21 protein-coding genes, 1 tRNA gene and 1 pseudogene are annotated in these 26,028 nt (G+C 66.6%); 14 read left to right on the top strand and 9 right to left on the bottom strand.

Annotation, left to right across the window (positions count from 1 at the left end):
* Positions 1 to 54 precede the first annotated feature (54 nt).
* Positions 55 to 2,868 carry a tetratricopeptide repeat protein gene (locus ABFX51_RS29445; protein WP_091504145.1) on the bottom strand — a complete coding sequence of 938 codons (2,814 nt, stop codon included), beginning with the start codon at positions 2,866 to 2,868 and terminating at the stop codon, positions 55 to 57.
* A gap of 1,246 nt (positions 2,869 to 4,114) precedes the next feature.
* On the opposite strand from ABFX51_RS29445, the gene ABFX51_RS29450 reads away from it, so the two are divergent.
* The 4 genes from ABFX51_RS29450 to ABFX51_RS29465 all read left to right on the top strand — a co-directional run bounded on the left by ABFX51_RS29450 (position 4,115) and on the right by ABFX51_RS29465 (position 8,810).
* Positions 4,115 to 4,462 (top strand): CU044_2847 family protein, encoded by a 348-nt coding sequence (locus tag ABFX51_RS29450; RefSeq protein ID WP_346055609.1) that lies wholly within the window; start codon positions 4,115 to 4,117, stop codon positions 4,460 to 4,462.
* Positions 4,463 to 4,464: 2 nt separating this feature from the next.
* A complete protein-coding gene (locus tag ABFX51_RS29455) occupies positions 4,465 to 7,329 on the top strand; it encodes a trypsin-like peptidase domain-containing protein (RefSeq protein WP_346055610.1) in 2,865 nt (954 codons plus the stop codon).
* Positions 7,304 to 8,125 (top strand): hypothetical protein, encoded by an 822-nt coding sequence (locus tag ABFX51_RS29460; protein WP_346055611.1) that lies wholly within the window; start codon positions 7,304 to 7,306, stop codon positions 8,123 to 8,125. Before ABFX51_RS29455 ends, ABFX51_RS29460 begins: the two co-directional genes overlap by 26 nt.
* 115 nt (positions 8,126 to 8,240) lie before the next feature.
* Positions 8,241 to 8,810 carry a hypothetical protein gene (locus ABFX51_RS29465; protein WP_245782860.1) on the top strand — a complete coding sequence of 190 codons (570 nt, stop codon included), beginning with the start codon at positions 8,241 to 8,243 and terminating at the stop codon, positions 8,808 to 8,810.
* Between the two features lie 62 nt (positions 8,811 to 8,872).
* Here ABFX51_RS29465 and ABFX51_RS29470 read toward each other — a convergent pair.
* A pseudogene (locus ABFX51_RS29470) lies at positions 8,873 to 9,091 on the bottom strand (integrase core domain-containing protein); the annotation flags it as partial.
* Between the two features lie 417 nt (positions 9,092 to 9,508).
* On the opposite strand from ABFX51_RS29470, the gene ABFX51_RS29475 reads away from it, so the two are divergent.
* The 4 genes from ABFX51_RS29475 to ABFX51_RS39705 all read left to right on the top strand — a co-directional run bounded on the left by ABFX51_RS29475 (position 9,509) and on the right by ABFX51_RS39705 (position 13,088).
* Complete coding sequence (locus tag ABFX51_RS29475; protein WP_143249781.1) at positions 9,509 to 10,558, top strand: hypothetical protein; 1,050 nt, start codon at positions 9,509 to 9,511, stop codon at positions 10,556 to 10,558.
* Between the two features lie 190 nt (positions 10,559 to 10,748).
* Positions 10,749 to 12,191 carry an ATP-dependent nuclease gene (locus ABFX51_RS29480; RefSeq protein WP_346055612.1) on the top strand — a complete coding sequence of 481 codons (1,443 nt, stop codon included), beginning with the start codon at positions 10,749 to 10,751 and terminating at the stop codon, positions 12,189 to 12,191.
* 632 nt (positions 12,192 to 12,823) lie between these two features.
* Positions 12,824 to 12,994: a hypothetical protein gene (locus ABFX51_RS29485; protein ID WP_218153396.1), complete on the top strand. Its 171-nt coding sequence runs from the start codon at positions 12,824 to 12,826 to the stop codon at positions 12,992 to 12,994.
* A 19-nt stretch (positions 12,995 to 13,013) separates the two neighbouring features.
* Complete coding sequence (locus tag ABFX51_RS39705; protein ID WP_428832510.1) at positions 13,014 to 13,088, top strand: hypothetical protein; 75 nt, start codon at positions 13,014 to 13,016, stop codon at positions 13,086 to 13,088.
* A gap of 281 nt (positions 13,089 to 13,369) precedes the next feature.
* Here ABFX51_RS39705 and ABFX51_RS29490 read toward each other — a convergent pair whose 3' ends face one another.
* Positions 13,370 to 13,633, bottom strand: a complete 264-nt coding sequence (locus ABFX51_RS29490) for a winged helix-turn-helix domain-containing protein (RefSeq protein ID WP_177228512.1) — start codon at positions 13,631 to 13,633, stop codon at positions 13,370 to 13,372.
* 879 nt (positions 13,634 to 14,512) lie between these two features.
* On the opposite strand from ABFX51_RS29490, the gene ABFX51_RS29495 reads away from it, so the two are divergent.
* Positions 14,513 to 15,934: a hypothetical protein gene (locus ABFX51_RS29495; protein WP_091504140.1), complete on the top strand. Its 1,422-nt coding sequence runs from the start codon at positions 14,513 to 14,515 to the stop codon at positions 15,932 to 15,934.
* On the opposite strand, the gene ABFX51_RS29500 is transcribed toward ABFX51_RS29495, so the two are convergent.
* The 3 genes from ABFX51_RS29500 to ABFX51_RS29510 all read right to left on the bottom strand — a co-directional run bounded on the left by ABFX51_RS29500 (position 15,906) and on the right by ABFX51_RS29510 (position 18,265).
* A complete protein-coding gene (locus ABFX51_RS29500) occupies positions 15,906 to 16,256 on the bottom strand; it encodes a signal peptidase I (protein ID WP_091504139.1) in 351 nt (116 codons plus the stop codon). The genes ABFX51_RS29495 and ABFX51_RS29500 overlap by 29 nt on opposite strands.
* Positions 16,257 to 17,624, bottom strand: a complete 1,368-nt coding sequence (locus tag ABFX51_RS29505; RefSeq protein ID WP_428832511.1) for a transcriptional regulator — start codon at positions 17,622 to 17,624, stop codon at positions 16,257 to 16,259.
* A gap of 257 nt (positions 17,625 to 17,881) precedes the next feature.
* Positions 17,882 to 18,265 carry a transcriptional regulator gene (locus tag ABFX51_RS29510; RefSeq protein ID WP_091504137.1) on the bottom strand — a complete coding sequence of 128 codons (384 nt, stop codon included), beginning with the start codon at positions 18,263 to 18,265 and terminating at the stop codon, positions 17,882 to 17,884.
* A 317-nt stretch (positions 18,266 to 18,582) separates the two neighbouring features.
* On the opposite strand from ABFX51_RS29510, the gene ABFX51_RS29515 reads away from it, so the two are divergent.
* The 4 genes from ABFX51_RS29515 to ABFX51_RS29530 are packed head-to-tail and all read left to right on the top strand — an operon-like array spanning position 18,583 to position 21,792.
* The gene (locus ABFX51_RS29515; protein ID WP_091504136.1) at positions 18,583 to 18,912 is read left to right on the top strand and encodes a WhiB family transcriptional regulator; all 330 of its coding nucleotides are present in this window, start codon (positions 18,583 to 18,585) and stop codon (positions 18,910 to 18,912) included.
* Between the two features lie 50 nt (positions 18,913 to 18,962).
* Complete coding sequence (locus tag ABFX51_RS29520) at positions 18,963 to 19,199, top strand: hypothetical protein (RefSeq protein WP_245782886.1); 237 nt, start codon at positions 18,963 to 18,965, stop codon at positions 19,197 to 19,199.
* A complete protein-coding gene (locus ABFX51_RS29525; protein WP_245782859.1) occupies positions 19,196 to 19,804 on the top strand; it encodes a hypothetical protein in 609 nt (202 codons plus the stop codon). Before ABFX51_RS29520 ends, ABFX51_RS29525 begins: the two co-directional genes overlap by 4 nt.
* Entirely contained in the window at positions 19,801 to 21,792 is a 1,992-nt protein-coding gene (locus ABFX51_RS29530) for an FtsK/SpoIIIE domain-containing protein (protein WP_346055614.1), read from the top strand. Before ABFX51_RS29525 ends, ABFX51_RS29530 begins: the two co-directional genes overlap by 4 nt.
* A gap of 102 nt (positions 21,793 to 21,894) precedes the next feature.
* Here the strand turns inward: ABFX51_RS29530 and ABFX51_RS29535 are convergent.
* Positions 21,895 to 21,978: transfer RNA gene (locus ABFX51_RS29535), tRNA-Leu, on the bottom strand.
* Between the two features lie 196 nt (positions 21,979 to 22,174).
* On the opposite strand from ABFX51_RS29535, the gene ABFX51_RS29540 reads away from it, so the two are divergent.
* A complete protein-coding gene (locus ABFX51_RS29540) occupies positions 22,175 to 23,368 on the top strand; it encodes a thiolase family protein (protein ID WP_346055615.1) in 1,194 nt (397 codons plus the stop codon).
* Between the two features lies 1 nt (position 23,369).
* Here the strand turns inward: ABFX51_RS29540 and ABFX51_RS29545 are convergent, their stop codons facing one another.
* Positions 23,370 to 24,530 carry an acyl-CoA dehydrogenase family protein gene (locus tag ABFX51_RS29545; RefSeq protein ID WP_346055616.1) on the bottom strand — a complete coding sequence of 387 codons (1,161 nt, stop codon included), beginning with the start codon at positions 24,528 to 24,530 and terminating at the stop codon, positions 23,370 to 23,372.
* An 11-nt stretch (positions 24,531 to 24,541) separates the two neighbouring features.
* The gene (locus tag ABFX51_RS29550) at positions 24,542 to 26,017 is read right to left on the bottom strand and encodes a 3-hydroxyacyl-CoA dehydrogenase (RefSeq protein WP_346055617.1); all 1,476 of its coding nucleotides are present in this window, start codon (positions 26,015 to 26,017) and stop codon (positions 24,542 to 24,544) included.
* Positions 26,018 to 26,028: the final 11 nt, after the last annotated feature.

The following is a 26,028-nucleotide window of genomic DNA, read 5'->3' on the forward strand; positions in this document are numbered from 1 at the left end:
GGCCTGCCCAGGCAGACGACGTGGTCGGCGAGCCCGGCACGGCGTCGGCCGCCGTCAGGACTTGCTCTGGTCCTTGATGGTGTTGAGGTTCGCGCGAATCGCCTTGGTCAGGGGATGATCGGGTGCGAGTACGCGTTCAGCGTCGGCGAGCGTGGTTTCGTACAGCCTCCTCGCTTGCTCCCTGTCCTCCGCGGCCAGGTAGGCGCCGGCCAGGCTGTTGCGTGTCGCCAAGGTGTCCAGGTGATCCGCACCCAGCACCCGGTCCCGCCCGGCGAGTGCCGTCTCGTACAGCGCGATCGCCTGCCGCACGTCGCCCGTCGCCAGGTAGGCGGCGGCCAGGTTGTTCCATGAGCGCAGGGTGTGGGGGTGGTCTTGTCCGAGGACCCGCAGTTGGTCGGAGAGCAGTTGTGTGAGCGCGGCGGCGGCGCCCGCCGGGTCCCCGGCCTCTCCGCGGAAACGCGCGAGGTTGCCTCGGGTGTGCAGTGTGTGGGGGTGGTCGGGTCCCAGGATCCGCAGTTGGTCGGAGAGCAGTTCGGTCAGGGCTGCGGCGGCACCCGCCCGGTCCCCGGCCTCCCCTCGCCAGTACGCGAGGGCATGGCGGGTGATGAGCATGTAGAGGTGGTCGGGTCCCAGGACTCGCAGCCGGTCGGGAAGCAGTTCGGCGAAGACCGCGGCTGCCCCCGCGGGGTCTCCGGCTTCCCCGCGCCACCGGGCGAGGCTGGCGCGCACGGCGAGGGTGTGGGGGTGCTCGGGTCCCAGTACTCGCAGTTGGTCGGGGAGCAGCTCGGCGAGGGCCGTGGCGGCGCCCGCTGGGTCCCCGGCTTCTCCTCGCCAGTAGGCGAGGCTGTGGCGGGTGGCGAGGGTGTAGAGGTGGTCGGGTCCCAGGATTCGCAGCCGGTCGGGAAGTAGTTCCGCCAAGGCGGTGGCCGCGCCCGCGGGGTCTCCGGCTTCCCCGCGCCACCGGGCGAGGTTCGCGCGCACGGCGAGGGTGTGGGGGTGCTCGGGCCCCAGCGCGCGCAGCTGGTCGGCGAGCAGTTCCGCGTAGGCCGCGGCTGCGCCCGCCGGGTCCCCGGCCTCCCCGCGCAACCGGGCGAGGTTGTAGCGAATCGTGAGCGTGTCCGCGTGATCGGGGCCGAGCCGGGCGGAGGCCTGAGCGAGCAGTCGGTGGTTGACGGCGACGGCGGAATCCAGAAGCCCGGCGTCGCCGAGACTGCGCGCGAGGCGGAACAGCACCGGATGTCCCCCGGCACGCCAGAGGTGTTCTTCGGCGATGCTCTGGAGCGTGGTGACGTTGGACCGCAGTGCCTGGGCGAGTTCTTGGTTCGTTTCGATTTCGGGCCAGACGAGAACCAGCGCGTCCGCGGCGGTCCTCGCGAGCTCGGCGAGGTGGCCGGTCGTGAGAGGATCGCGGACGGCGCGCTGGACGAGGGCGTGCACACGGACGGCGTGGTGGGGTTGCTCGGGGTGCAGGGTGATCAAGCTGAACCGTCGCAAGCATTCCAGGCCGTCGAGGACGTCGTCGCCGGTGACATCGCGGTTGAACCGCGCGGTGAGGTGGTTCGTGAAGGCGCGTGTGGTGAAGACGGCGGTGGGGATTCCCGCTGGGTCGAGCAGCGAGGCCAGCTCCAGCGCCGGGCGGGCGAGGCCGGCGGGGTCGAGTTCGTCGGCGGCCTCGATCGACAGAGACCAGGTCGCGGCCACTGTGCGCTCGTGTTCGTCGGGCAGGTGCGGTTCCCGGGGCAGCACGTCGGGCAGTTTCGTTCGCCGATCGGCGAGTCTGGCTCGGTAGGCGGCGGTGGTGAGCATCGGCTTGTTGGCCAGGTAGGCGGCGGCTTGGGCCAGGGCCAAGGGCAGGTGTCCGAGGTCGCCGGCGAGACCGGCCAACTCCGTGGTCACGGGGCCCCGCTCGGGGAGTCTCTCGGTGAGGTAGGCCAGCGCCTGCTCGGGGGCGAACAGGCCGACCTCGACGACATGACGCTGGTAACTGTGCAGGGCGGCGTCGCGACGGCGAGTGGTCACCACCACCTGCCCGCAGGGGGTGTGCGGTGGCCACAGTCCCGTGAGGTGGCTGGGGTCCTGCAGGTCGTCGAGCACCACCAGCCAGGGGTCGGTGGTTTCGGCGAGCCACTCCAGCAGCCGCCTCCAGGCCCGCTCCGGCGTGGCGGGGTCCTGACCGAGCAGCTCGACCGCGACCTCGGTGTAGGCGGAGGTGATCGCCACTCGGCTGCGGGCGGAGATCCACACCAGCAGCCGCACCCGCCCGTGGTCCCACTGGGTGTGGGCGTGGTCGGCGGCCAACTGGGTCTTGCCCACCCCACCGAGGCCGGTCAGTACTTGCGCTGTTCCGGTACCGATGAGGACGGTGGTGCCCCCGCCCGCGGCGGTGTCGGCCAGCGCCCTCGCCGCGAGACGCTGCTGGAACGCCCCGGCACGCGGTGGCACCGCTCCGAAACGACGCCGTCCCCCGCCCCGCGCCGACCCCGGATCTGAGCCGCCGCCGTGTCCGAGGCCCACCCGGCCAACCTCGGGGGTGCCGTTGTCGGCTGGCGCGCCCCGGTTGCGGGGAGGGACCTGGTCCAAGGCGACGGCCAGGAACTCGTGCCGGTGCCGCCACTGTTCAAGCAGGATCTCGTCCGGCGGCATCACGCGCTTCTTGGCCTTGCCGATGCGCACGCACGCGGTCACGAACGCCGAGACCCGCTCCCAGGGCGGCACCCGCGCGAACTTCCCGTGGAGCAGATCGGACACGGTCTTCTGGTTCAGCCAGGCCGGGTCCTGCGTCTCCAGATCGGCCAGCGTCGGGTTGCCGGCCTGCACCCGCAACTGCTTGAGCTGGTCGACGAACCGCGCTCGCGGATCTGGCTCCACCCGCCGCGCTCCCTTCCGATGCTTCCGGAGTCCACCGGACCTCGAGCCCTCGGAAACACCAACGACCTGGGACAACAATGCAGGACTCCCGGGCTGTACCGGAGAACGCCCACCCGATTGGCCTAGCACCGCATCGTGGTCACAGCAGGCCTGCAGCACTCCCGCACCACAACAACGACCACGAGGAGCATCCAATGAGCCACATCCACCGCCACGGGCCCCGCCCGATGGTCACCACCGTCGTCGGATCCATCGCCTCCGGCATTGTGCGCGCGCTTTTTGACTGGCTTCTGCAACACTTCACGCATTGACCGGCCAAGTACTGCGACGGCAATCGGGTGAGCGGATAGCTGCGCGTTGGCCGAGCCCCGGGTTCCAGGCTCGGCGAAGAGGTTGTCGAACTGGTCGTTCGTGTCGCCCGCGGTGAGTCACGGCACCGAACACCAGTGTCCGCACGTTGACCGCAAGCCGCCGACGCCGATGACCGGATCGAACCGGAGGTCGGCGTGCTTGCGGTCAACGGATCTCGCCACCGAGCTTCGACAGCGGTCCGGACCCGCCGATGAACACGACGATTCTCCGGTGCTGACCACGCGTCGAGTAACCATCGCGGCGCTGGAAGCCGGCGCTGACCCGCGTTTGGTCACGCGGTGGATGGCCGAAACGCAGGCAGGCGTGCCGAAGCCCTCACCGCCCTGCCGCTCGCCCGCCGAGAATGACGAAGATCGAGATCCGCCACCTGGCCGAGGAGTTGGGGGGACATCCGCCAGGCACTGATCGATGCCGACCCGGACGACAAGGCCGAGGTCTACCGCCAGCTCGGCCTGCGGCTGACCTACCATCCCGCAAAACGAACTGTGCGGGCCGAGACGAATCTCGACCCGCACAGTTGAGGTTATGGTAAGTGTCCGAGGGGGAGTTGCACACTAACCACACGGCTCGGACTCAGCTGATCTGTCCGCGTAGACCGCGGATCGCGACAGCTAGCCGAACTCCTACTATTGGGCAACTATGCACCCGAGTCAACCTCGCATGTTGACCAGCTGCTTGGGCGATGTCAAGCTTCGACGTTGTCCGTGACCGGCAACTTCTGGAATCCGGGTCCGTACAGGGGCCGGGGTCCACATCGCTCGTAGCCGTCCCGACGACGGACTGACGTGCAGAAATACCTGGTCGGCCGCTAGTCGCGCGTCCAAGGCTCGTGATGATGATTGTTGTCGATAACTCGCCGTCAGGGAGGGACACGATGGCCAAATCTGGTGAGCGTGAGGACGATCAACCAGTGGAGATACTGCTGGAAGTTCGTCCTAGCTCGGTTTCCGGTGATCTTTCTCCGCGGGTGGCGGTGCCGGAAGACTTTCGCCGGCGTGCCTCCGAAATCGCCGACAGTGTGGCGCAGGTAGCGGACCGGTTCCGAGCTCGGCTCGAGCGCGTCCTAACCTCCGACAACGAGAGTCCGTGGGCAGTTGACACCATCGAAGTCGGGTTCGACATCGCCGTGCAGGCCGAAGCCGGCGTGGTGATCGCAAAGGCATCGACTGGAGCGACGCTGTCCGCAAAGTTGATATTGAAATCCCGGCAGAGCGAAAGGTGACTATGGCGGTCGGCCGGTTGCTGGATGCTGCAACCGGCGATGAGCGCGGCACCGTCTTCGCGGTCACAGACCGTCTCGCATTGACTGCCTTTCACTGCATCGGTGACAGGGAGACCGGCGAGATCGCATTCTCACGGCTGCGATGCGTGTGGACCGGGCACGTCAGTGACGCCACTGTCGATGAGGGCGATCACCATCTCGATATCGCCCTGCTGCGCCTCGGGCGCGCTCTGCCGGAGGGTCTCGAACCGATTCAGCTGACCCGCGATGCCGTAGAACACACGCCGTTCGTCGCACCGGGGAGGCCAGCGGCTGTACGTGCAATGCCTGGTTTCGCTGTGTCCGGCGAGATCACCTGGGTTTCGGGGGAGCTTCCCGACGGCGCTCCCGTCATGCAGCTGGCTTGCCGGGAGTCCGCAGCAGCGTTACCACTGGCCGGAGTGAGTGGCGCGCCAGTGCTGATCGGACAGCCGGCGTGTGCGGCGGGCGTAGTCCGGTTCAACGTTCCTCGTGTGGACCAGCCAGAGCTCGCCGCTGGTGCCGCCGTCTTCGCCACACCAGCCACTGAGGTGCTGCGCCGCTGGCCGTCGCTACCCTCGGCCGACGGCGACGACCCGACGACCCTGCTCGCGTTGGTCAGGCGCCTCGCCACCCGCGACGCCGACCGAACCGATGCGCATGTCCGCGACGACGTCACGCGGTTGCTGCGGGCGAGCAGCCTGGGACTTCCTGCGCACGAGTTCGGCGGAGCGAAGGGCCCGATCGAGACCGCGACGGGCACTGCCGTCTTCGTTGTGCGGCGGGACCTGCGGGATGACGCCGCGGAAAACGCTGCGAGGCGGCAGCTTGCCAAGTCTCTCGCCGCGCACGACGATGAGCCCGAACGTCGATGGGTTGGAGTGATGACCGATGGTTTCGAATGGCGGGTCTACCGCCGTCTCGGCGGCAAGCTCCACACCGTCCAGGCCACCATGGAGGTCGGTTCCGGCAAAACGGACGTCGACAAGGTGCTGGCATGGCTCGAATCCGTACTCGCCAGCGGGAACGAGGTAGAACCGACGCCCACGGAGATCGTTCGCAGGCTGGGAGCCGGCAGCCCTTCATATGCCATCGACTCCACGGAACTGCGCGCGATCTACGCACGACATCGAAACATGCCCGAAGTCAGGGTGAAGCGAGCGTTGTGGGCCAAACTGCTCACTACAGCTTCCGGCACGCATTTCAGTGACGACGACGCACTCTTTATCGATCACACACTTTTGGTTCTGATGGCGGAGGTCATCGGTCACGCCGTGGTGGGGTTCGACCCGATGGATCCCGCACTCACCGCCGCCGCGATCACCTCCGGTGAGCTCTTCACCCAAGCACAGATCGGGGGTGTGATCGAGGCTGACTTCTTCGACTGGGTGGTCGAGGTGCCCGGTGGCAGCCGGTTCGTCAAGGACCTGGCGCGTCGACTGACCCGCTTCTCATGGCACCATGTCGAGCACGACGTGATGAAGGTTCTGTACGAGTCGATCATTCCCGCGGACGTTCGGCACCTGCTCGGCGAGTACTACACCCCGGACTGGCTCGCCGAAAGCATCGTTGACGAATGCGTGCAGAACCCGCTCGAGGAGCGCGTGCTCGACGCGAGTTGCGGCAGCGGCACCTTCCTATTCCATGCCGTCCGCCACTATATCTCAGCGGCGGAGGCTGCCGGGACCGGTGGACCTGCTGTTGTCCGTGCGGTGACCGAGCACGTCGTGGGCTTCGATGTGCATCCGGTCGCGGTGACGCTCGCCCGCGTCACCTACCTCCTCGCGATCGGACCCCGCCGCCTGCAGCACGGTGGGCGACCCGCGTTCGCCGTGCCGGTGTACCTTGCGGACTCACTGCGGTGGGGACAGGAGAACTCGTTGTGGTCGGACGACAATCTCACCATTCCCGCTGAACTTGACCATTCGACATTTGTCTCGGACGCTACTTTTGCTGACCCTGCGGTTCGGATGTTCAGTTTCCCTGATCGGATCGTCGCGAGTGCGGACCTGTTCGACCGTCTTGTCGCAGAGTTGGCCGATCGCGCCACCGACCGGGTACGCGGGGCACCAGTGCCGTCGCTCACTGGACTTTTCCGGCGACTCGACATCGACGACATCGACGAACGCGCGATGCTGAAGCAGACCTTTCGAGTCATGTGCGAACTGCACGACGAGAAGCTGGATCACATCTGGGGCTATTATATCCGCAACGTTGCCCGGCCTGATTGGCTGAAGCGCTCGGACAACAGGGTGGACGTGCTCGTCGGCAATCCGCCGTGGCTGTCCTACCGGCACATGACCGGACCTCAGAAAGCCGCGTTCCGCGCCATGAGCGTCGACCGATCGTTGTGGGTGGGAGGAAGCCATGCCACCAACCAAGATCTCTCCGCGTTATTTGTCGCGCGGTGTATCGAGCAATACCTCCGGCCGGGAGGCCGCTTCGGGTACGTTATGCCGTGGGATGTCCTGCCACGAAAAATCCATAGTCATAGCACCTACGAAGGGTTCCGCAAAGGGAACTACTCCGCACCGACCGAAGGTGTGACGGTCGCCTTCGAACGCCCATGGGACTTGCACCTCGTTAAACCCTCGTTCTTCCCCGTTCCTGCATGTGTTGCGTTCGGCACGCGCCGCAATGCGGCGAACAATGTCCCGCTCATTCAGAAACCGCAAGTGTGGGCCGGACGCCTGAACCTCAACGGGGCATCTCGCGCCGAGGTCCTAGCCGGCATCTCGCGCTACATCGGCGAGCCGGTGCGCACAACAACTGCCTCTCCATATATGGGCGCGGTTCGCGCAGGGAGCCACAGTGGTGCCCAACATGTTGTTCCTCGTCGAAGAGATTGATAGCGGACCACTCGGCTCCGGCGCTGGCCGCATAGCGGTTCGAAGCCGTCGCAGCGCGAACGAGAAACCGCCATGGAAACACCTTCCTTCAATGACCGGCGTCGTTGAGAAGGATTTCGTTCGGCCCCTATACCGAGGTGACAGCATTCTGCCGTTCCGTGGCGCATCGAGCGTCAGCGCAGTGATCCCCTGGAGTGGCAATCGACTTCTCGACGGTCACGATGAACAGCTCGACACCTATCCAGGACTTGCCCAGTGGTGGCGAGCGGCCGAGAAGGTTTGGGAACGGCATCGAAAAAGCGACCGACTCAGCCTCGCGGAACAGCTCGACTATCGCAACAAACTGTCACGCCAGTTACCGGCGACAAAGTACCGGGTGGTCTATGCCGCCAGTGGCATGTACTCCGCCGCCGCAGTGGTAACCGACGAGAAGGTCATCATCGAGCACCAGTTGTACTGGGGTTCGGCCACAGATATAAACGAAGCCCGCTTCCTGGCCGCATTTCTCAATTCGGAAACCCTAACGATGGCCGTTCGACCGCTGCAACCACGCGGAGAGCACAATCCACGACACTTCGACAAGTCCGTATTTCAGCTACCTATACCTTTGTATGACCCCGCCGACGAGGTACACCGTCGACTTGCAGACCTGGCCGAACAGGCGGAGATGATCGCTGCTGATGTCCTCCTCCCCGCGAAGCGATTCGAGACACAGCGCAACGTGATCCGGCAGGCCCTGACTCAACAAGGTGTGGCGGTGGAAATCGACTCAATCGTCAAAGACCTGTTCGCCTAGGTTCACATGGCGAGTCTCACATCAACGTCGCGGCCAGGCTGAGCGCGGCGCCCGGAAGACCGCACGGTCGAATCTGCTTCGGGGCCTCGTCCGATGTGGAGCATGCGGCCGGAAGATGCGAGGCGCGACGATCAGGAAGCGTGCCTACTACCGCTGCACCTCGCGGACCATGGCGCCCGGCGCGTTGAAGCTAGCGGATCACCCGAAGACGGTGAACCTGCGCGAAGGCGTGGTCGTCGAGGCGCTCAACGGACGGCTTCGCGAGCTGTTCCATCCGGACAACCCCGACCAAACAGCGGCCGCGCTACTCGGCTCGGAAGGGAGCCAGGCGGGCGGTGGTTCGCTGGAAGCTGCGCGAAACCGGCCGGCCGACGCAGAGGCGAGGCTTCGGCGGTACCAGGCCGCGATCGCGGCCGGCGTCGAGCCCGAAGCACTCGTCGACCCGATCAACCAGGCACAGGCCGAACGAGCCGCCGCGAAGGCCCCGATCGAGAGCGTGCCAGCCGACTCGACGGTAAGCCGCGCCGAAATACGCGAGGATCGATGCACCCGGCGACGTCTGCGGCACCCTGGCCCACGCAACCACGGCAGGCCTGAGCCGCCTGTACCGAGCGCTAAACCTGGAGCTACGCTACGAACCAAACGGGCTGGCCGTCTATGCGACGACCAGCCCGGGTGTAGATAGTGCGTGTGTCCGAGGGGGGAGTTGTGCACTATCCACACGGCTTGGGCTGTCCCGATGAGGTACTAGCTGTATGAGGCCATGAGGTTGGTGACGCCGGTGTGGAGCCGGGACGCTGGTGGCTGGTTTCCGGCGGCGGTGTGTGGTCGATGGTAGTTGTAGTGCAGGTTCCAGACGGCGAGTGCGTTGGAACGGTGTTGTTCGCTGGTCCAGATTCGGGCATATAGGAATTCCTCGGTCAGGATCCGGTTGTATCGCTCGACCTTGCCGTTGTGGCGTGGGGTTCTGACAGCGCTGGACCAGCCGCCGACGGCCTTCGACCGACAGCGGGGCGTTACGGTGGAGCATGGACGGGTCTTTCAGCCGTGGTGGACGAGTTGGTGGTACTTCTCATCCTGCCGCCGAAAGGCCCGTCCCCTCACCTCAGGCTCCCTCAGCCGACACCAACGTCATGACCCGCAACAGCTAGCGTCGTGCGGAGCCGAATAGCACCTCGTCCTCAAGCCGGAGCAACACGCGGTGGCTCGGACAGGGGCAGGCTCATGACGCGCCCGCGCGGTCGAAACTTGGACCGACCTGGGGTTCGTGCACCTCCGTGCTGCTTCGGTATTGTCATGATCGTGGCTGGTCACGACCCCTATGCAAGCGAGCTCCGCGGTTGGGCAGCTCGTCAGATGCTTGCCGAGGACGCACGGTGGGCTATGGATGTCGTCCTCTCGGCCCGGCAAGCCGGTGACATCGAGGGCGCCATTCCCCTACTGCTGGGGCACCATTTCGTGCGCATCGCACATGAGGGCGCGATCGCACTCGGGTCCTCGAACCGGCACGTGGGAATACCCGAACTTGCTGCCTTGCTCAGCGAGCAGTACACCGCGATTACCGCTAGGGCACGACACACCACCAAACTGCTCGACGACACCAAGAAAAGCTACGACGACGTTCTCCTCGACCTTGAGCGGATCCTCGAAGCGCATCACAATCGACTTACTGGAAACACGTTTCGGTGGGCACGCTGGGTTGAGACCGATATCGGGCTCTACCTTTGCCAAGGTAGACTCGCTGGAGCGACCCTGCCATCCGCCTACCGCCTCGGACTCGACATCGCAAACACGGACACTGTCTCCGGTGAAGACTTGCGCGCCGTCACTGAAGAATGGGGAGGCACTTTGGCGGTACTGGGGGCGGCCGCGCTGGATGGCAGCACCCCGTCGGCCACCATTAATCTCGAGCGCAGATGTGAAATTACCTACCGCAACCGGCTTTCATCCCGATACTTTCCACAGCGGTTCGAGTTCGACTTCCCGGACAGCCTCAAGACGATGCTAATCTTAATTGAGGGCGACCTGAATACGGCCCTTACCCTCTTGCCGAACACGGCGGCGGGCTACGAGCAGGCCGTTTTCCGGATATGCACTATCACTTTGTATCACTCGTTGACCGCACTTCAGCGCATTCTTGAGCGATACCCAAGTCTGGACACCGCCGGGGCAAGAGGACTTCGTGATGTCTTGGCCGATGCGCCGACCCGACGCGTGCTCTCGCGGGAGGGGCGACAGGTGCGGAATCGCTGCATGCACTACGAACTGCGGGACCCGACAGTCGGGATCGATCCTTCACTTCCGATGTTCGGGATCGTCGAAGCCGTGTATCCCGGAAACAGTTGGCAACGGTTTGAACGCGATGTTGCTTCAGTCACCAGTCGCGTGGCCGATCACTTAGGCGGTTGGAAACCCGCCAAACACTGCAACTAGCTCCTTTTGCCGAGTCGACTTGGGTGGCTATGATCAGCAGTATATGATTACATGCAGTATCTACCCGGGGAATAATTCCCTCGGTTGACGAAAATCGTAAAGGCAGCACTGAAGGCTCCATCTCCCGTAAAATCTTGACTTGAGAGGGCAAATTTTGCGTCAGTCATCCATGCCAGTAACCCTTTCCCCTTTGAGCAACGACTGGCAGACGGAGAGGACATCGAACCGAGGATGGCCTCAATTTCTTGAATCGGTGCGAATTGACGGCCTGCGAGGCTGGAAGGATTCTCTGGTCGAATTCCGGTTTCCAGTCGTGGCGCTGGCTGGTGAAAATGGTGCAGGGAAGAGTACAGTACTAAAAGCTGCCGCCGCGGCCTATGGGGACGGAAAAAAGAAGCCAGAAAGTAAGGCGTTCTATCCCGACGACTTTTTTCCCAATACTCCGTGGGAGGTTGTGAAAGGCGTGACTCTCACATACCAGATTCGCCGAGGAGATTCGTCAGATACTATTGCTTTACGGAAGCCGACGAGTCGTTGGCGAGGGATGCCAGAAAGATTTACTAGGCCTGTATTTTTTCTAGACATTAGTCGTACGCAGCCTATCAATACGACTGTTGGCTACGGCAAGTTGGCTAATCAGAGGAACTTCTCTGGCGATCTGAATCCTTTCTCGGAGAAAGACACAGCTCTTCTCTCCCGCATCATGAACAAGGCATATACGCGTAGTGTGATGGCGAGCATGGAGGGAAAACAGATTGGAATTCTGTCAACCGGCGATGGCGACTATTCCAATTTTCATCAAGGTGCAGGCGAAGACGCTACTGCAGATCTTGTTGCTCTACTAAGGGAAGCACCAAAGCACTCCCTTGTGATTATCGATGAGGTTGAGGCGTCCTTGCATCCCCGAGCGCAGAAACGTCTGCTCCGTGAGTTATTTGCCATAGCCCGGGATAGTAGGATGCAATTCATTCTCTCAACTCATTCTCCATACATCCTCGAACAATTGCCTGCGGAGGCGAGGGTTCATATCCAGCTAGAGCGAAATGGTACTCGGAACCTTCTCTATGGTGTAACTTCCAACCTATCGCTTTCTCTTATGGACGATGAAGATCATCCCGACTTGACCTTATATTGTGAAGACGATCGTGCGGTTCAGATGGTTGATGCATTAATTGCCCAGGAGTGCCCCGAACTCCGGCGTCGCGTTGCAATTGTCGAGGCTGGACCTGCATCGGTTATACGGACTCTCGGAGATCTCGCGGGAAAGGATAAGCTTACAAGTGCCTCAATGGGCGTCCTTGACGGTGATCAAGGAGAAAGTGACGGTTGCATCCGTCTTCCGGGAGACGCGGCGCCTGAACGCGTCGTTTACCCGAACATGCCGGAAGATCAAGTTGAAATTGTGGCTGGGCGGCTCGGGGTGCGAACGGGGGATCTGCTCGACGCTATCGACGATGCCCTGAGGATTGAGAACCATCACGCATGGACGCGGCGCATTGCGGAACTGCTTGGCTCCCGAATGCGACAGACGCGCGTGTGGGAAGATTTCGTGGCGGTTTGGGCGTTGAATCTGGACCCAACTGAGCGTGCATCTTTTGTAGATTCGATTGATGCGGCCTTGCCGAAGCACTGAGTTTTCCGCCATATACCCTCTTGGCGTTGCAGATATCCTGTGTTTCTCCGCGGCAACGGGCGATGGTGACGCCTGCAGATGGGCGCGCCGGGATGCGGGTCCGCGCGGCAGTACGGGGCCGGGAAGTGCGGTGAGTTTCGGCGCGTTCGCGGCTGCCTCACCTTCGACTCAGCTCGTACAAGGGACTTGGTGCTGCGTGGTGACGTCGCCGTGCTCGAGTTGGAATTCTTACCGGGGTTGGCCTGGTGGTGTGATGCGAGCTTGAGTCACCGGGTTGCGAGTTGATTGAGCAGTGTCTACCGAAGCCGGTGCGACCGAAGACCGCGGGATACCACCCGGCCGCTGGCGCCGCAGTCGATTGTGAGCTTCGTGCGCGTGATCTAGTTATTAGATCAAGTGCAAGGTAAACCTGAAATGGAAGATGCCTCAACCCAATCACCTGAGCGCGACGTATTGAATGTACTCTTGACTATTCTGCGCCAGTCTGCCCGGCAGTCCAGTAACTACGGCCACGACCATGATCGCATCGCGCCGACTCCGCACGAAGTCGGGAGGGGGTGAGCCCGTGGTTGAAGGCACTGAAGGATCCCGCGGCGGCGGCAGTCGGTGGTGCTCGTGGGCGAAGGGACGCGGTGCTGGTTTGGGTGCCGGAGCTGGGCGGGAAGTTCGAGGCGCGGAACCCGTCGCACAAGATGCTGATGAGCGTGCTCGGCGAGATGAGCGAGTCCGAGCGGCAGCATGTTCAGCCGCGGGTGCGGGCGGCGATAGGTGCGGAGGTGATCAACGAGGGGCGGCATCAGTGAGGTGGCACGTGATCTGGCGGTGCTGGAGCAGACTCTCCGGAATTGGGTGAAGAAGTACCGTGAAACTCACCGATCCGGCGAGGAGGAGTTGTAGGTCTCGAACCGCGCCCTGCTGAAGGAACTGGAATACCGTATCCGGGAGCTCGATGGCCGGCACCCACGTTACAACGAGGCCTATCAATTGGCGGCCGTGTCCCTATTCATCGGTCCCTCGATGCCACCAGGCCCGGCGACACTCCCCGGGGCATGGCCCCAATTGGAGCATCAGTCATGCTGAACCTGGCGACCGCACCTCCCTGCTCAAGAGCCACGCAAAAGGTAACGGGGAGAATTCACCCACCCGTAGATGAAGTCCAGTGCAATCGGCCGGGAGGTTCAGGGCCGCTCATCGGAACGACGGCGGCAATCGACCACATAGGTGCCTTTGCTGCGCACCGTGACAACGAGCCCGCGGTAGCGCAGGAGTCGGGTGGCGTGGCGGGCTGTGCCGAGCGCGACGCCGTACTCCAGAGCCAGTCGGCGTTCCGCCGGTAGGGGCGTGTTCGGTGCCAGTTCGCCGGACTCGATGCGAGCTGCGAGGTGTTGAGCCATCTGTTCATACAGATAGCCGATGGCTGGATTGGGCTCGAAGTCGGTCATTCCGTGCTCGCTGGGTGGACGTCTTGATCGCGGCTCGGCCAGCACCAGTTGGGTGGCAGGTTCGTCGTGCTCTGGCGCCATCGATCGGTCGCCTGAACCTTTCGCTCGTGCTCGATCCGGGCGATCAGATGCGCGACGGGTATGCGGTTCCGGCGTCCGCGGCGTTGCCTCAGCTTCCGGCGAGTCAGGACGACCAGGAATCCCAGAATCCACGGTCCGAAGTAGGCGCAGGCGGCCAGTTCTACCCGGTTCATGACTGCTCATCACTCCGTCCCGTCCTGCTGACGGTTCGGGATGGCAGGTCCAGTGAAGCCAGGCGCGTCTCGGACGGCATCGGTGGAGCATCGAAGCTGCTTGCTGAGTAGCAGCGGGCCGGTCGTGGTGGATTGGCGCAGGTTCCCGGGCCGCCTGATGTCAGAGGTGAAGCGATGGAGGCGGCCCAGGAGACTGGGGACCATCTCAGGTAGAGACATGCGCTTGCCGCAGGCGGGTGCGCTATCGGTCGAAGGACAGTGGTTTCGCAGTCGGACGGTCATGGTGTTTTGGCCTCCTCGTCACTGCCAGCCTCTCGGCGACCGACCGCGGGCGACAGGACACAGCCGTGCCATAGCGCGGCCATAGCGGTCTGTCGTGGTTGGACGCGCTGGTCCGCGGTTGGTCGAGCCCGTCCCCTGGGCGATCACGACGGGACGGCGTTCGGGACGGGTTGAATAGCGCGTTGAGCTGCGGAGATGCTGCTCAGATGCACTGGGACGGGTTCCGGCAACCTGTCCCGATGGGCCTTCGGAAACCCGGTTTTTGGCGGGACGATGACGCACCGGGACGGGACACCTGGCCGCAGTGCCCAGCGGGAGCCGCGGCGGATGGCATGATGAAATCATGCGTAGATCAGCCTCGGGTCAGCTCCGATCGGGCACGCGGTACAGGACGCTGCTGGAGCAGAAGATCCGGGAGCGCCGGTTGACGCTGGAGGAGTTCGTCGAGTTCGCGGAGGTGTTCGCGCGCGAGCATGGCGAGCCGGGGACCTTGAGCCACCGACACCTCCGGCGGCTGGTGGCCGGGCACGGGGAGAACGGAGCGCCGGTGGGGCAGCCGCGTCCGGCGACGGCGCGGCTGCTGGAGCGGATCTTCGGCGTCGGTATCGACGAGCTGCTGGCGCCACCGCCTGATCGGCCCGCGGCTCATGAAGTCAGAGACCAGCGGGTGAGGAGGGCTCGCGTCGGGCGGTCGGTCATCGCGGAGGCGCTTCGGCGCTACTACGGGGTGGATACCTACCGGTTCCGGTGTGCCGGGTCGGAGCCGGTGACCAGCATCGTGGGGGAGTCCGGGTGGTCGGACCTTGGGTGCTCGTTAGTTCCCGGCGGTGAGGGATTGCGGCTGGCTTCCGGGTCGGCGAGTGACAGCGAGCGGTTCGAAGATGCGCGGGAGCCGGGCGTTCGGATGACGGACGCCCCGCTGTACCGGCTGCTCGACGTCGATCCTCAGCCGAGCACGATCACGGGGACGCTCGCTTTGGCGTCGTTCGTCGACTACGCGCTGACCGCGGACCTGCTGGAAGGCGAACTGCTCGACGCTCTCGCGGCGGGGGAGCGCGGCAACCTTCCACTGCGGGAGAGCCTCTTACCCGACGTCGAAGCGGTCTTCGACCTGCCCAATCGGCTCTGTGCCGGGGGAGCGCTCGCGCTGTGCGCCATCGCGCGGCCGGCGAGCGGTGAACAGGGTCCCGACTACGCGCTGCTCGTCCAGCAGCGGTCCGACCAGGTGCTCAACATGGCACGACGACTGTCGGTGATCCCCAAGGCGTTCCACCAGCCGCTGCGAGACCCGAGCGGAGACGTCTCGATCCGCGCGACCCTGCTCCGCGAGATGGAGGAGGAGCTATTCGGGCGCGTCGAGGTGGACAGCACCGGCGCCCAGCGGGTGGCCGCGCCAATGCATCCCAGCCGGCTGTCCAAGCCGATGCGCTGGTTGCTCGACGAGCCGGACAGGCTGCGGATCGAGTGCACGGGCTTCGGGTTGAACCTGGTCAGCGGGAACTACGAGTTCGCGGGGCTCATCGTGATCGACGACGAGGAGTTCTGGTCCCGGTACGGCGGGCACATCGAGGCGAACTGGGAAGCCTCCGGCCTGACCGTGTACTCAAGCCTGGACTACGAGCTGAACGCCGAGCTGGTCACGGACGAGCGCTGGAGCAACGAAGGGCTTTTTGCGCTGCTGCAAGGGTTTCGGCGGCTGAGCGAGATCGGGGGAGCGCGCGTACGGCTCCCGGACGTCACGCCGCTGACGGCCACCGAACCGTGATCACGACGGAGTCGGCGAGCGCTTCCCACGAGTGGTCGATGCCGGGGCCCCACATCACGTAGTCACCCTGCCGGTTGAGGGTCACGCTGCCTTCGGTGAGGTCGAGGCGGAACGTGCCCTCCACCATGAGCAGAAGCGTCGTGCGCTGGTCGTCGGAGGTCCATCCGGCGCGCTTGTCGCCGGCGGGGTGGATGCCCCACTTCACCTCGACGTCCTTCGTGGCGCGGACGTCGTCGGCAGGCTGGATGAAGTGGCCCAGCAGCCAGCCGCGGTTGGCGGGCGCGTCGTCGTTGGCGTTGCCGCTGTACCATTTGGCGCCCACCTACCGTGTCTCCCATTCGATCGTCGGCAGGTTCACCCGATCGCCGCCGATCTGGTTGAGCCGCCGCAGGCCTTCGAGCAACGCGAACAGTCCTTCGTTGCTCCACGCTACATCCCCGGCCAGGTCCGTCAGGAGGTCCCGGTCGAGGGTCGAATACTGCCGCAACGTGGACGACTCCCAGTTCGCCTCGATCACGCCGCCGTAGCGCGTCCAGAACTCCTCATCGTCGACCACGATCAAGGCCGGGAACTCGTAGTTGCCGGACACGAGGTTCAGGCCGAACGCCGTGCACTCCATACGCAGCCGGCCAGGCTCGGCGGTTAGCCAGCGCATCGGCTCGGACATCCTGCTGGGGTGCATCGGGTCCGCGGCGCGCTGGTGTCCCACCGTGTTGTCGATGTCGTCGCGCCCGAACAACTCCTCTTCCATCTCGCGACGCAGGGTGGCGGCGATCTTCGCGTCCGCGCGGTAGTCCGTGACCGGTTGGTGAAAGCCCTTCGGGATGACCGCGAGGCGCCGGGCAGCGTTCACGACATGCCCCGAGCGTTCCTGAACGAGCAGCACGTAGTCCGCCGGTCCACGAAACGGGTCCGCGGGCCGGGCGAACGCGCACAACGCCAGCGTGCCGCCCGCGCAGAGCCGGGCGGACAGGTCGAGGACGGTGGCGATGTTGGGGAGATGCCTGTCCCGCAGCGGCAGTGAACCCCCGCCGGAGGTCAGCGCGTCGACGAGTTCGGCTTCGAGCAGGTCCATCGTCAGCGCGTAGTGCACGAAGTGGCTCACGCCGAGCGCGCCGCTGATGCCGCCTGCGGTATCGATGCCGAGCAGGCGGTACAGGGGCATGTTCACGAGCTTGGTGCCCAGCTCCAGGCCCTCGGCGAGGCGCTGTGCGGCGTGCCCGGCGGCCTCGGCGTCGAGGACGGCTGGACTGTCGGGAAGGCTGGAGGTCAGGCGGAGCTGTTCGGCGCCAAGAGGGCTGTCGAGGTCGAGCCAGGCTGGGTGCGTGAGGATGCTCGTCGTGATCTCGGTGTCGTCGACCCGCGCGGAGTAGCAGCCGTAGTCGTCGGGGCGGTCGGGGTAGTAGCGCTGAAGGGCGTCGGCCACCTCGCGCTGATTGACCCGGCTCCGGCGCGTCCCGCGGTCCTGTAGCTGACGGAGGTCGAGTCCGGACAGGCGTCGCGAGACTTTGCGCCGAGCTGCGCCGGGCTCCCACCCCGCGTGCTCGTCGAGCCATTCCAGCGCGGCCGTGATGTTCGGGTCGGAGACCACCCTGTCGTCAACCGGGTTGGCGTCGCCGGTGAGTGCGGCGAACCGGTCCTTGACGGCGGCCGGGGCCTGGTCCAGCGCGGTGTCCAAAAGCTGCTGCATCTCGGACTTCGGGCGCAGGTCCGGCTTCTGATGCCAGGCCGCGACGGTCCGCACGCCGATGCCGAGGTGCTCGGCGAACCCTTCGTTGCTCAGCCGTAGCGCGGCCTGTAGTGCGCACGCCGTCTGCCCGGTCCAGCCGGTCGCCGGATTCACCGTTCCCCCAACCTGCACTGGTCCTGCATTCGACCTGCACTGGACGTGCCTGGGGCCGGTGCCCGTTTGGCAGTGGAATTACTGGCATGCAAAGGAAATCAGCCCTACCGCTCCCGCCGGACGTGATCGAGCACCTGCGACAGGGTCGCTTGCAGGTCGTCGAGCCGATCGGTGATCTCGTCCAGCCGGCGCTCAAGCCCGTCCACTCTCGACCAGACCGTGTCGCCGCGGTCCACCACGGGATCTGCGGGCTTCGGCGGGCGACGGCCGTGCAGCACAGCGTCGAGGTGCTGCGGGTGCCAGCCGAGCGCGACGGACAGGGACTCCAGCGTGCGCGGACTGCGCCGGCGCTCCACGACGTGGTGCTGGATCTCCCGGACCACGGCCTGCGAGACGTGCGAGCGCTGCGCCAGCTCCCGCTGGAGCCAGCCCAGCTCGTTCACCCGGGCGTTGATGGCCTTCGCGACCGCCGCCCAATCCTCCGCCATCCGTTCCTCCGCGCTCCGCCTCGGCGACGAGGTTAGCGGCTCCGCTCCCTAGCGCGATCTGACGCGCCCTGACGCGGTGGAGCGCGCTCATCGAATGTCGAAATCAGCAACGAAATCAACTATCGAAGGGCTTCACTCATGTCTGCCAACACCTATTACTCAGTTCGTACCGCGGCGTGGATTCTCGGTGTCCCGTCATCCCACATCTCCCGGGCGATCCGTCGCGGGACCTTGCGCTCGACCTGGCGCAATGGTCGGCCGCTGGTTCCTGCGTCGGCGGTGACCAGGCTGCTCGGGCAGCCGGACAGGGAGATCGCGTGACGAACGATCTCCGCCTGATTGGTCTCGCGTGGGACCTGGACCGGCTGCGGTGGGTGCCCACGGACGTGCTCGACGATGTCGTTCGAAGGGATGGCTTGTGCTTCTGGGCTTGGTCGGACGAGCCGCCCGAGGCCCGGAACGACCGCGAGCTGGCTGCCCGTCTCTGCGCTGGCTGCCCTGTGCTGGACGAATGCCTGGAGCTGGAGCTCCGAACCGCGGGTGAGGAGACCGTGGGTGTGTGGGGCGCGATGTGCGAGCAGGACCGGCGCGCGCTCTATCCGCATTGGCTGCGGCGCGGGGAGCGTGCGGGGAGGCGAGGCCAGTGACGCCTACGCACGTCCTCATCGGGGTCGGGGTCCTCATCGTGTTGCTGTCGATGCGGCGTTCCGGTGCTCGCCGAGCGCGCGAGGTCGTGTCGCTGGCGGGGCGGGTGCTGGTCACCGCGGGGTTCATCGTCGGCGCGCAGTGGGTGGTCGTGCTGCGGGCCGGTCCGGGGTGGCTGCTGTTGGCCGTCCTGGCAGTGCCGGCGCTGTTCGCCGCCTACACGCTGACGCGGGCCCTGACCGTGACCACCTACGACATGCCGGCTCGCCGCCGAGGTGGTCGCCGGTGAACGACGTCGAACGCGTGGCGCGGCAGGTGGACCGGCTGTGCTGGACGGGAATCCTGCTCGGGTTGGCCTTCACGATGACCAACGTCCAGCAGTTCGCCGCGGCGGGCGCCCGGACGTGGTCGCTGCCCTGGTTCGGGGCATGGCTGCTCGACCCGATGGTGTCGCTCGTGCTGCTGGCGATCCTCCGGGCCGAGCAGGTGACCGCACGGCACGGTGTCCGGACCGGCGGTTGGGTACGCGGGGCGAAGTGGTTCACGCTCGCCGCCACCTACGTCATGAACACCTGGCAGGCGTTCAGTGAACGGTCACCGGCGCTCGTCGTGCTGCACTCGGTGCCGCCGCTGGTGGTCTTCGTGGCGACCGAGGCCGTGACCGACCTGCGGGACAAGCTCGGCGCGGCCGTCGCGGCCGTCGCGGCAGCGCGGCAACCGGAACGGGCCGTGCCCCGGACGACGTTCGGCGAGTACCTCGACGCGGCGCGCGCGGCCCTGACAGCGGAGGTCGTGATCACTCCGGCGTGGGTCCGCGAGGTGACGGGGTGCTCGCGCGGTCTGTCGTCGAAGCTCGCCGCCACGCTGCGGGCCGAGGCTGGGGAGCGGTCATGAGCCAGGAGATCGAGCGCGCCGAGCCTGTGTATGAGGCGGAGCTGGTGGACGATGCCGCTCCGCGGCTGCGACGGTGGGATTGGCGGGAGGTAGCCGGGTGGCTGGTGCGGTCGCCCTTCCGGTTCGCCGGCGCAGTCGGCCGGGGTCTCGTGGTGATGACTCGGGTGTGGCGGCGGTGGGTCCAGGTGCACGACTACCGGGAGGCGGCCGTGCAGTCGGAGAAGCTCGCCGACAAGTTCGTGGAGATCCGGGCGCTGACGCTGTTCCGCTGGAAGGTGACCGCCGCTGTGACCGGTGCCGTCTCGGTGGTCGTGCTGGTCGCGGATCTCGTCTGGGGCGCAGTGGTGCTGTGGGCCGCGGGCCTCCTCGCCGCGGTGGCGCTCGCAATCGCCGGACGGAGGCGAGACGGATCGCCGGGCCGCAAGGCTGTGCTGGCCGGGCCTCGCGCGTTGGCGTGGACGATGGACGTGCAACTGCTGGTTGACGCCTTCCGCGACGCGAAACTGCTCGGCAAGGACGAATCGCTGCGACTGGTGGAGCGGGCCACGCGGACCGGCGCGGGATGGGCGATCACGGTGGATCTTCCCGCGACGCGCAAGGCCGCGGACGTGATCAAGCACCGTGACGCGCTCGCGTCCGCGCTGGCCGTTGACGAGGTGCAGTTGGTCGTTGAGCGGGTGCGGGGTGTCGGCGGGCACGCGGGCCGGGTGTTCTTGTGGGTTGCGGACGAGGACCCGTACGGAGGTTCGCCGCAGCGGACGCCGTTGCTGGACGTCGAGCGATGGGACGCGTGGCGGCCCGTCCCGTTCGGCCGGGACGCGCGTCAGCGGCGGGTCGAGTTGCCGCTGGTGTGGACGTCGTTGTTGGTGGGCGCGATCCCGCGGCAGGGGAAGACGATGGCGGCCCGACTCGCGGCCGCTGGTCTGATTCTTGATCCGTACACGCGGCTCTACATCTTCGATGGTAAGGGCGGTAAGGACTGGAAGGCCGCGGAAGGTGTGGCGCACCGGTTCGTCTGTGGGGACGGGCTCGCCGAGGTGGAGGCCGTGCGCGATCACCTCGTGGAGCTGGTCGCGGAGGTGCAGGACCGGTACGCCCGTATGTCTGCCTTGGACGACGAGGTGTGTCCGGAATCGAAGATCACGCCCGGGATCTCGCGGGACCGGTCGCTGAACATGCCCATCACAGCGGTGGTGATCGATGAGGTTCAGGTGTTCCTGGAGCACCCGGCGAAGGTGTTGGTGGGCGGGAAGAAGACGACGCTCGGCGAGTACATTGTGGACCTGCTCGCCTACCTCGCGCGGAAGGGGCCGGCGGCCGGGATCGTGGTCATCCTCGCGACGCAACGGCCGGACTCCCAGACGATCCCCTCGCGGCTGCGGTCGGTGCTCGGGTCGCGGTTCGCGTTGCGGGTGATGGACTGGCGGGACTCGAACATCGTGCTCGGCGAGCAGATGAACACCCGCGGGTACGACGCGTCGACGCTCCTGCCGACGCACAAGGGCGTCGGCATCCTGCGGCCTGACGGGGAAACCGGGGCGGACGCGCTGGCGCTGGTGGTGCGGACGTACTACATGGCCAATCCGGAGTGGCAGGAGATCTGCGCTCGCGGGCGCGTGCTGCGGGAGCAGGTCGGGACGCTCTCGGGTCACGCAGCCGGGGACGACAGCAGCCCTGGGGTCGACGCGGTGTCGGTCTTTGGGGTGCTCGGCGCGGGTTCGGTGCCGGACGTCGAGCTGCCGGAGCCGTTGGCGTCGGTGCTGCATTATCTCGGCGGCGAGCTGGACGAACGCGAGTTCGTGCCCACAGCGGAGCTCGTCGAGGCCCTGGACGTCGAACCGACCACATTCGGGCGGCAGATGGGGGAGCTGGGCTGTCGGCCGGTGCGGCAGTACGTGCCCGGGGACGACGGGGAGGTTCGCCGGGTGCGCGGTTACCTCACTGCGGACCTCCGCACTGCCGTTGCTGAAATCAACAGCGAACGATGAACTACAGCAGCCGTACGAGAAGCTCGACCTGGAGATGGTCTACCAACATGAAGAACGGGCGGTGGATGTCTCCATCCTTCCCGCCCGTAGGGTTGGTACCGGTGTCCGAGGGGGGACTTGAACCCCCACGCCCGTTAAGGGCACTAGCACCTCAAGCTAGCGCGTCTGCCATTCCGCCACTCGGACTTGCTGCAGAGAAGATTAGCCCATCCCTCAACCCGCCGGAATCGGGGGGTGCCTTCAACCGCGACGAACGGTTGCGATATAGGGCCCCCTCGGTCACGGTGAGCAACCGGAAGGGGAGCAAGCCGAGGACAGTTGCGAAATCCAACTCAGCAGCGTATACCGGGGATTAACTTCATCGAGCGGTAGGAGGACTCCCATGCGGGACGCTGTCATCGTGGACGCCGTGCGGACGCCGGTCGGCAAGGGGAAGCCCGGTGGGGCGCTCTCCGGCGTGCACCCGGTCGACCTGCACGCGCACGCCATCCGCGCCCTGGTCGAGCGCACGGGGATCGACCCGGCGCGCATCGACGACGTGATCAGCGGCGCCGTCGGGCAGATCGGCGAGCAGAGTGGCAACACGGCCCGCTGGGCGGCGCTCGCCGCGGGGCTGCCCGAATCCGTGCCCGCCGTGACCGTCGACCGCCAGTGCGGGTCCTCCCAGCAGGCGATCCACTTCGCCGCCCAGGGGGTGCTCGCGGGCGCCTACGACATCGTGATCGCCTCGGGGATCGAGTCCATGAGCCACGTGCCCATCGGCAGCCAGGCCGCCGGCCGCGACTTCCTCGGGCCCCAGGTCGCGGCGCGCTACCCCGACGGGCTCGTGCCGCAGGGGATCAGCGCGGAACTCATCGCCGACCGGTGGCAGCTGTCCCGGGAGCAGCTGGACGAGTTCGCCGCGGAAAGCCACCACCGGGCCGCGCGGGCCTGGCAGGAAGGGCGGTTCGCCCGGGACGTCGTGCCGCTCAAGGCTCCCGGCAAGGACGGCGAGCTGGTGCAGGTCACCCAGGACGAGTCCGTCCGGCCGGGCACGACGACGGAGGTCCTCGCCGGTCTCAAGCCCGCCTTCGAGGCCGACATCTGGCGGGAACGCTTCCCGCAGCTGGACTTCAAGGTCACGGCCGGGAACTCGTCCCCCATCAACGACGGGGCGTCCGCCGTGCTGATCACCAGCAGCGAGACCGCGGCCCGGCTGGGCCTCAAGCCGCGCGCCCGCCTGCACAGCTTCGCCGTCGTCGGGGACGACCCGCTGTTCATGCTCACCGGCATCATCCCCGCCACCGCCAAGGTGCTCGACCGCGCCGGACTGTCCCTTTCGGACATCGACGCGTTCGAGGTCAACGAGGCGTTCGCGAGCGTCGTGCTGGCGTGGTTCGCCGAGACCGGCGCCGACCCCGCCAAGGTCAACGTCCACGGCGGCGCCACCGCCATCGGGCACCCGCTCGGCGCCAGCGGCGGCCGCCTCATGACCACCCTGCTGTCCGTGCTCGAACAGCACGAGGGCCGCTACGGCCTGCAGGTCATGTGCGAGGCCGGCGGGCTCGCGAACGCCACCATCGTCGAGCGGCTCTGACTCACGCCAGGGCGTTCACGCCTGTCAGGTCACGGCCGATGATCAGCTTCTGCACCTGGCTCGTGCCCTCGTACAGCGTGAGCACCCGCGCGTCACGGACGTACTTGCCCACCGGGTACTCGTCGATGAACCCGTAGCCCCCGAAGACCTGGAGGCAGTTGTTCGTGACGCGCACGGCGGTCTCGCTCGCGGAGTACTTGGCGGCGGACGCGTCGACCGCGTAGTCCTTCGGCGCGATCCCCGCGTCCGCCATCCGCGCCACGTGGTGCGTCAGCAGCCGCGAGCTCTGCACGTCGACCGCGGCGTCGGCGAGCAGCTCCTGCACCAGCTGGAACGACGCGATCGGCTTGCCGAACTGCTCCCGCTCGCGCGCGTACCGCGTGGCGGCGTCCAGCGCGGCCTGCGCCACCCCCACGGAGCCCGCGGCGACCGAGATGCGGCCGCGCGAGAGGGCACCGAGCGCGATGCCCAGGCCCCGGTCGACCTCGCCGAGGCGGGCGGAGTCGGGCACGCGCACGTTGTCGAACGTCAGCTCCGCCGTCGCCTGGCCGCGCAGGCCGAGCTTGCCCTTGATCTCCCGAGCGGTGAACCCGGGGGAGCCGGCGGGCACGAGGAACGCGGTGATGCCCTTCTCGCTGGTGCGGGCGAACGTCAGCGCCACCTTCGCCCACGTGCCGTTTGTGATGAACATCTTGCTGCCGTTGAGGATCCAGTCGGAGCCGTCGCGCTTCGCCGACGTGCTCAGCGAACCGGCGTCCGAACCCGTGCCCGGCTCGGTGAGCCCGAAGCAGCCGAGCGCCTCACCGCTGATCAGCCGCGGCAGCCACTCCTGCTTCTGCTCCTCGGTGCCGTACGCGGCGATCGTCTTGCTCACCAGTCCCAGCGACACCGACACGATGCCGCGCACCGCCGAATCGCCGCGGCCGAGTTCCTCCGTGACGAGCGTGTAGGACAGCATGTCCGCGTCGACCCCGCCGTAGGCCTCGGGCAGCATCAGCCCGAGGAAACCCAGCTCGCCCAGGCGCCGTACGACGCCGGGGTCGACCGCCTCGGCGCGGTCCCAGTCGCGCGCGTTCGGCACGATCTCGGCGTCGACGAACTCGGCGGCCATCGTGCGGAAGTCGCGCTGGGTCTCGGTGAGCCCGAAATCCCTTGCCAGCATGGGAGATCTCCTTACAGCGTCGCGGCGGGGGCAGTCAGCGGGAGCCCGAGCTGGGCCCGTTCGGTGAGCCAGCGGGTCGGCCGGTAGCGGGGGTCGCCGGTGGTCTCCTGCAGCGCGCGCTGCAGGGCGAGCATCCGCTCGGCGCCCACCTGGTCGCCCCACGCCAGCGGTCCCGCCGGGTAGCCGAGGCCGGTCGTGACGCCGAGGTCGATGTCCGCGGGGGCGGCGATCCCGCGCTCCGCGATCGAGCACGCGACCGACACGATCGACGCGAGCAGCCGCTGCGCCACCGACCCGGGTGTGTCACGCACGGTGGAGACCCTCTTGTCCCCCAACGACAACACCGCCGCCGCGTCCCGAGCGGCGACCGGATCGGAGGCGGGCGTCACGGCGAGCACGCGGCGCGCGGCGGGCAGGGACAGGGGATCGACGCCGAAGGTGCGGGCGGCGGGCAGCCGGTGCTCGGCGATCGCGGCCGCGACCGTCGTGCCCCACGTGGGGACGAGCACCACCGCGTCGTCCGTCAGCGTCGTCTCGACCCGCGCCCCGGCTTCGGCCAGCGCGTTCTGGACCGCGGGCTCGGCCGCGTACACGGGCCTGGCCGCGTCACCCGTGATCGGCGGTTCCGCGGGCTGCTCGGCGCTGTAGTCGTACCAGCCGCGCCCGGTCTTGCGGCCGTGCAGGCCGGCGGCGACGCGGTTGGGGGTGAGGTAGGACGCGCGCAGCCGGTCGGAGTACCGGAAACCCCGCCACACGGACTCGATCACCGCCGAGGTCACGTCGAGGCCGGTCAGGTCCATCAGCTCGAACGGGCCCATCCTCAGGCCCAGCACGTCGCGCGCGACGCGGTCGAGCACCGCGGGCTCGGCGACGTTCTCCTCCAGCAGGGCCAGCGCCTCGGTGACCAGGCCGCGGCCGGCGTGGTTGATCAGGAACCCCGGCGTGTCGGCGACGACGACCGCGCGGTGTCCCGTCTCGCGCACCAACGACGTGAGGGTCTCGACGATCTCCGGCCGCGTCTTCGCGCCGGGGATCACCTCGACGATCTTCATCAGCGGCACGGGGTTGAAGAAGTGCAGCCCGGCCAGGCGGGTCGGGTCGGACAGCGTCGCGGCGATCTGCGTGATCGGCAGTGAGGACGTGTTGCTCGCGAACACCGTGCCCGCGGGCAGCACGCGCTCCAGCTCGGCGAACAGGGCGGCCTTGGTGTCGAGGTCCTCGCGGATCGCCTCGACCACCAGCTCCACGTCGTCGCCGGGTTTGCCGGGGGAGTCCAGCGGCACCAGCCGCGCGGCGACCGCTTCCGCCTCCTCGGCGCTCGCGCGCCCCTTGGCCACGGCGCGGTCGAGCATCGAGCGGACGAACTCGATCGCCTCACCGACGGACTCCGGCCGCGCGTCGGCGAGTTCGACGGTGTGGCCCGCGGTGGCCGCCCACTGCGCGATCCCGCGCCCCATCACTCCCGTGCCGACGATCCGAATTCGCATGACACCCCTTC

It is taken from the genome of Amycolatopsis dongchuanensis (genome assembly GCF_039542405.1).
GTDB lineage: Bacteria > Actinomycetota > Actinomycetes > Mycobacteriales > Pseudonocardiaceae > Amycolatopsis_E > Amycolatopsis_E sacchari.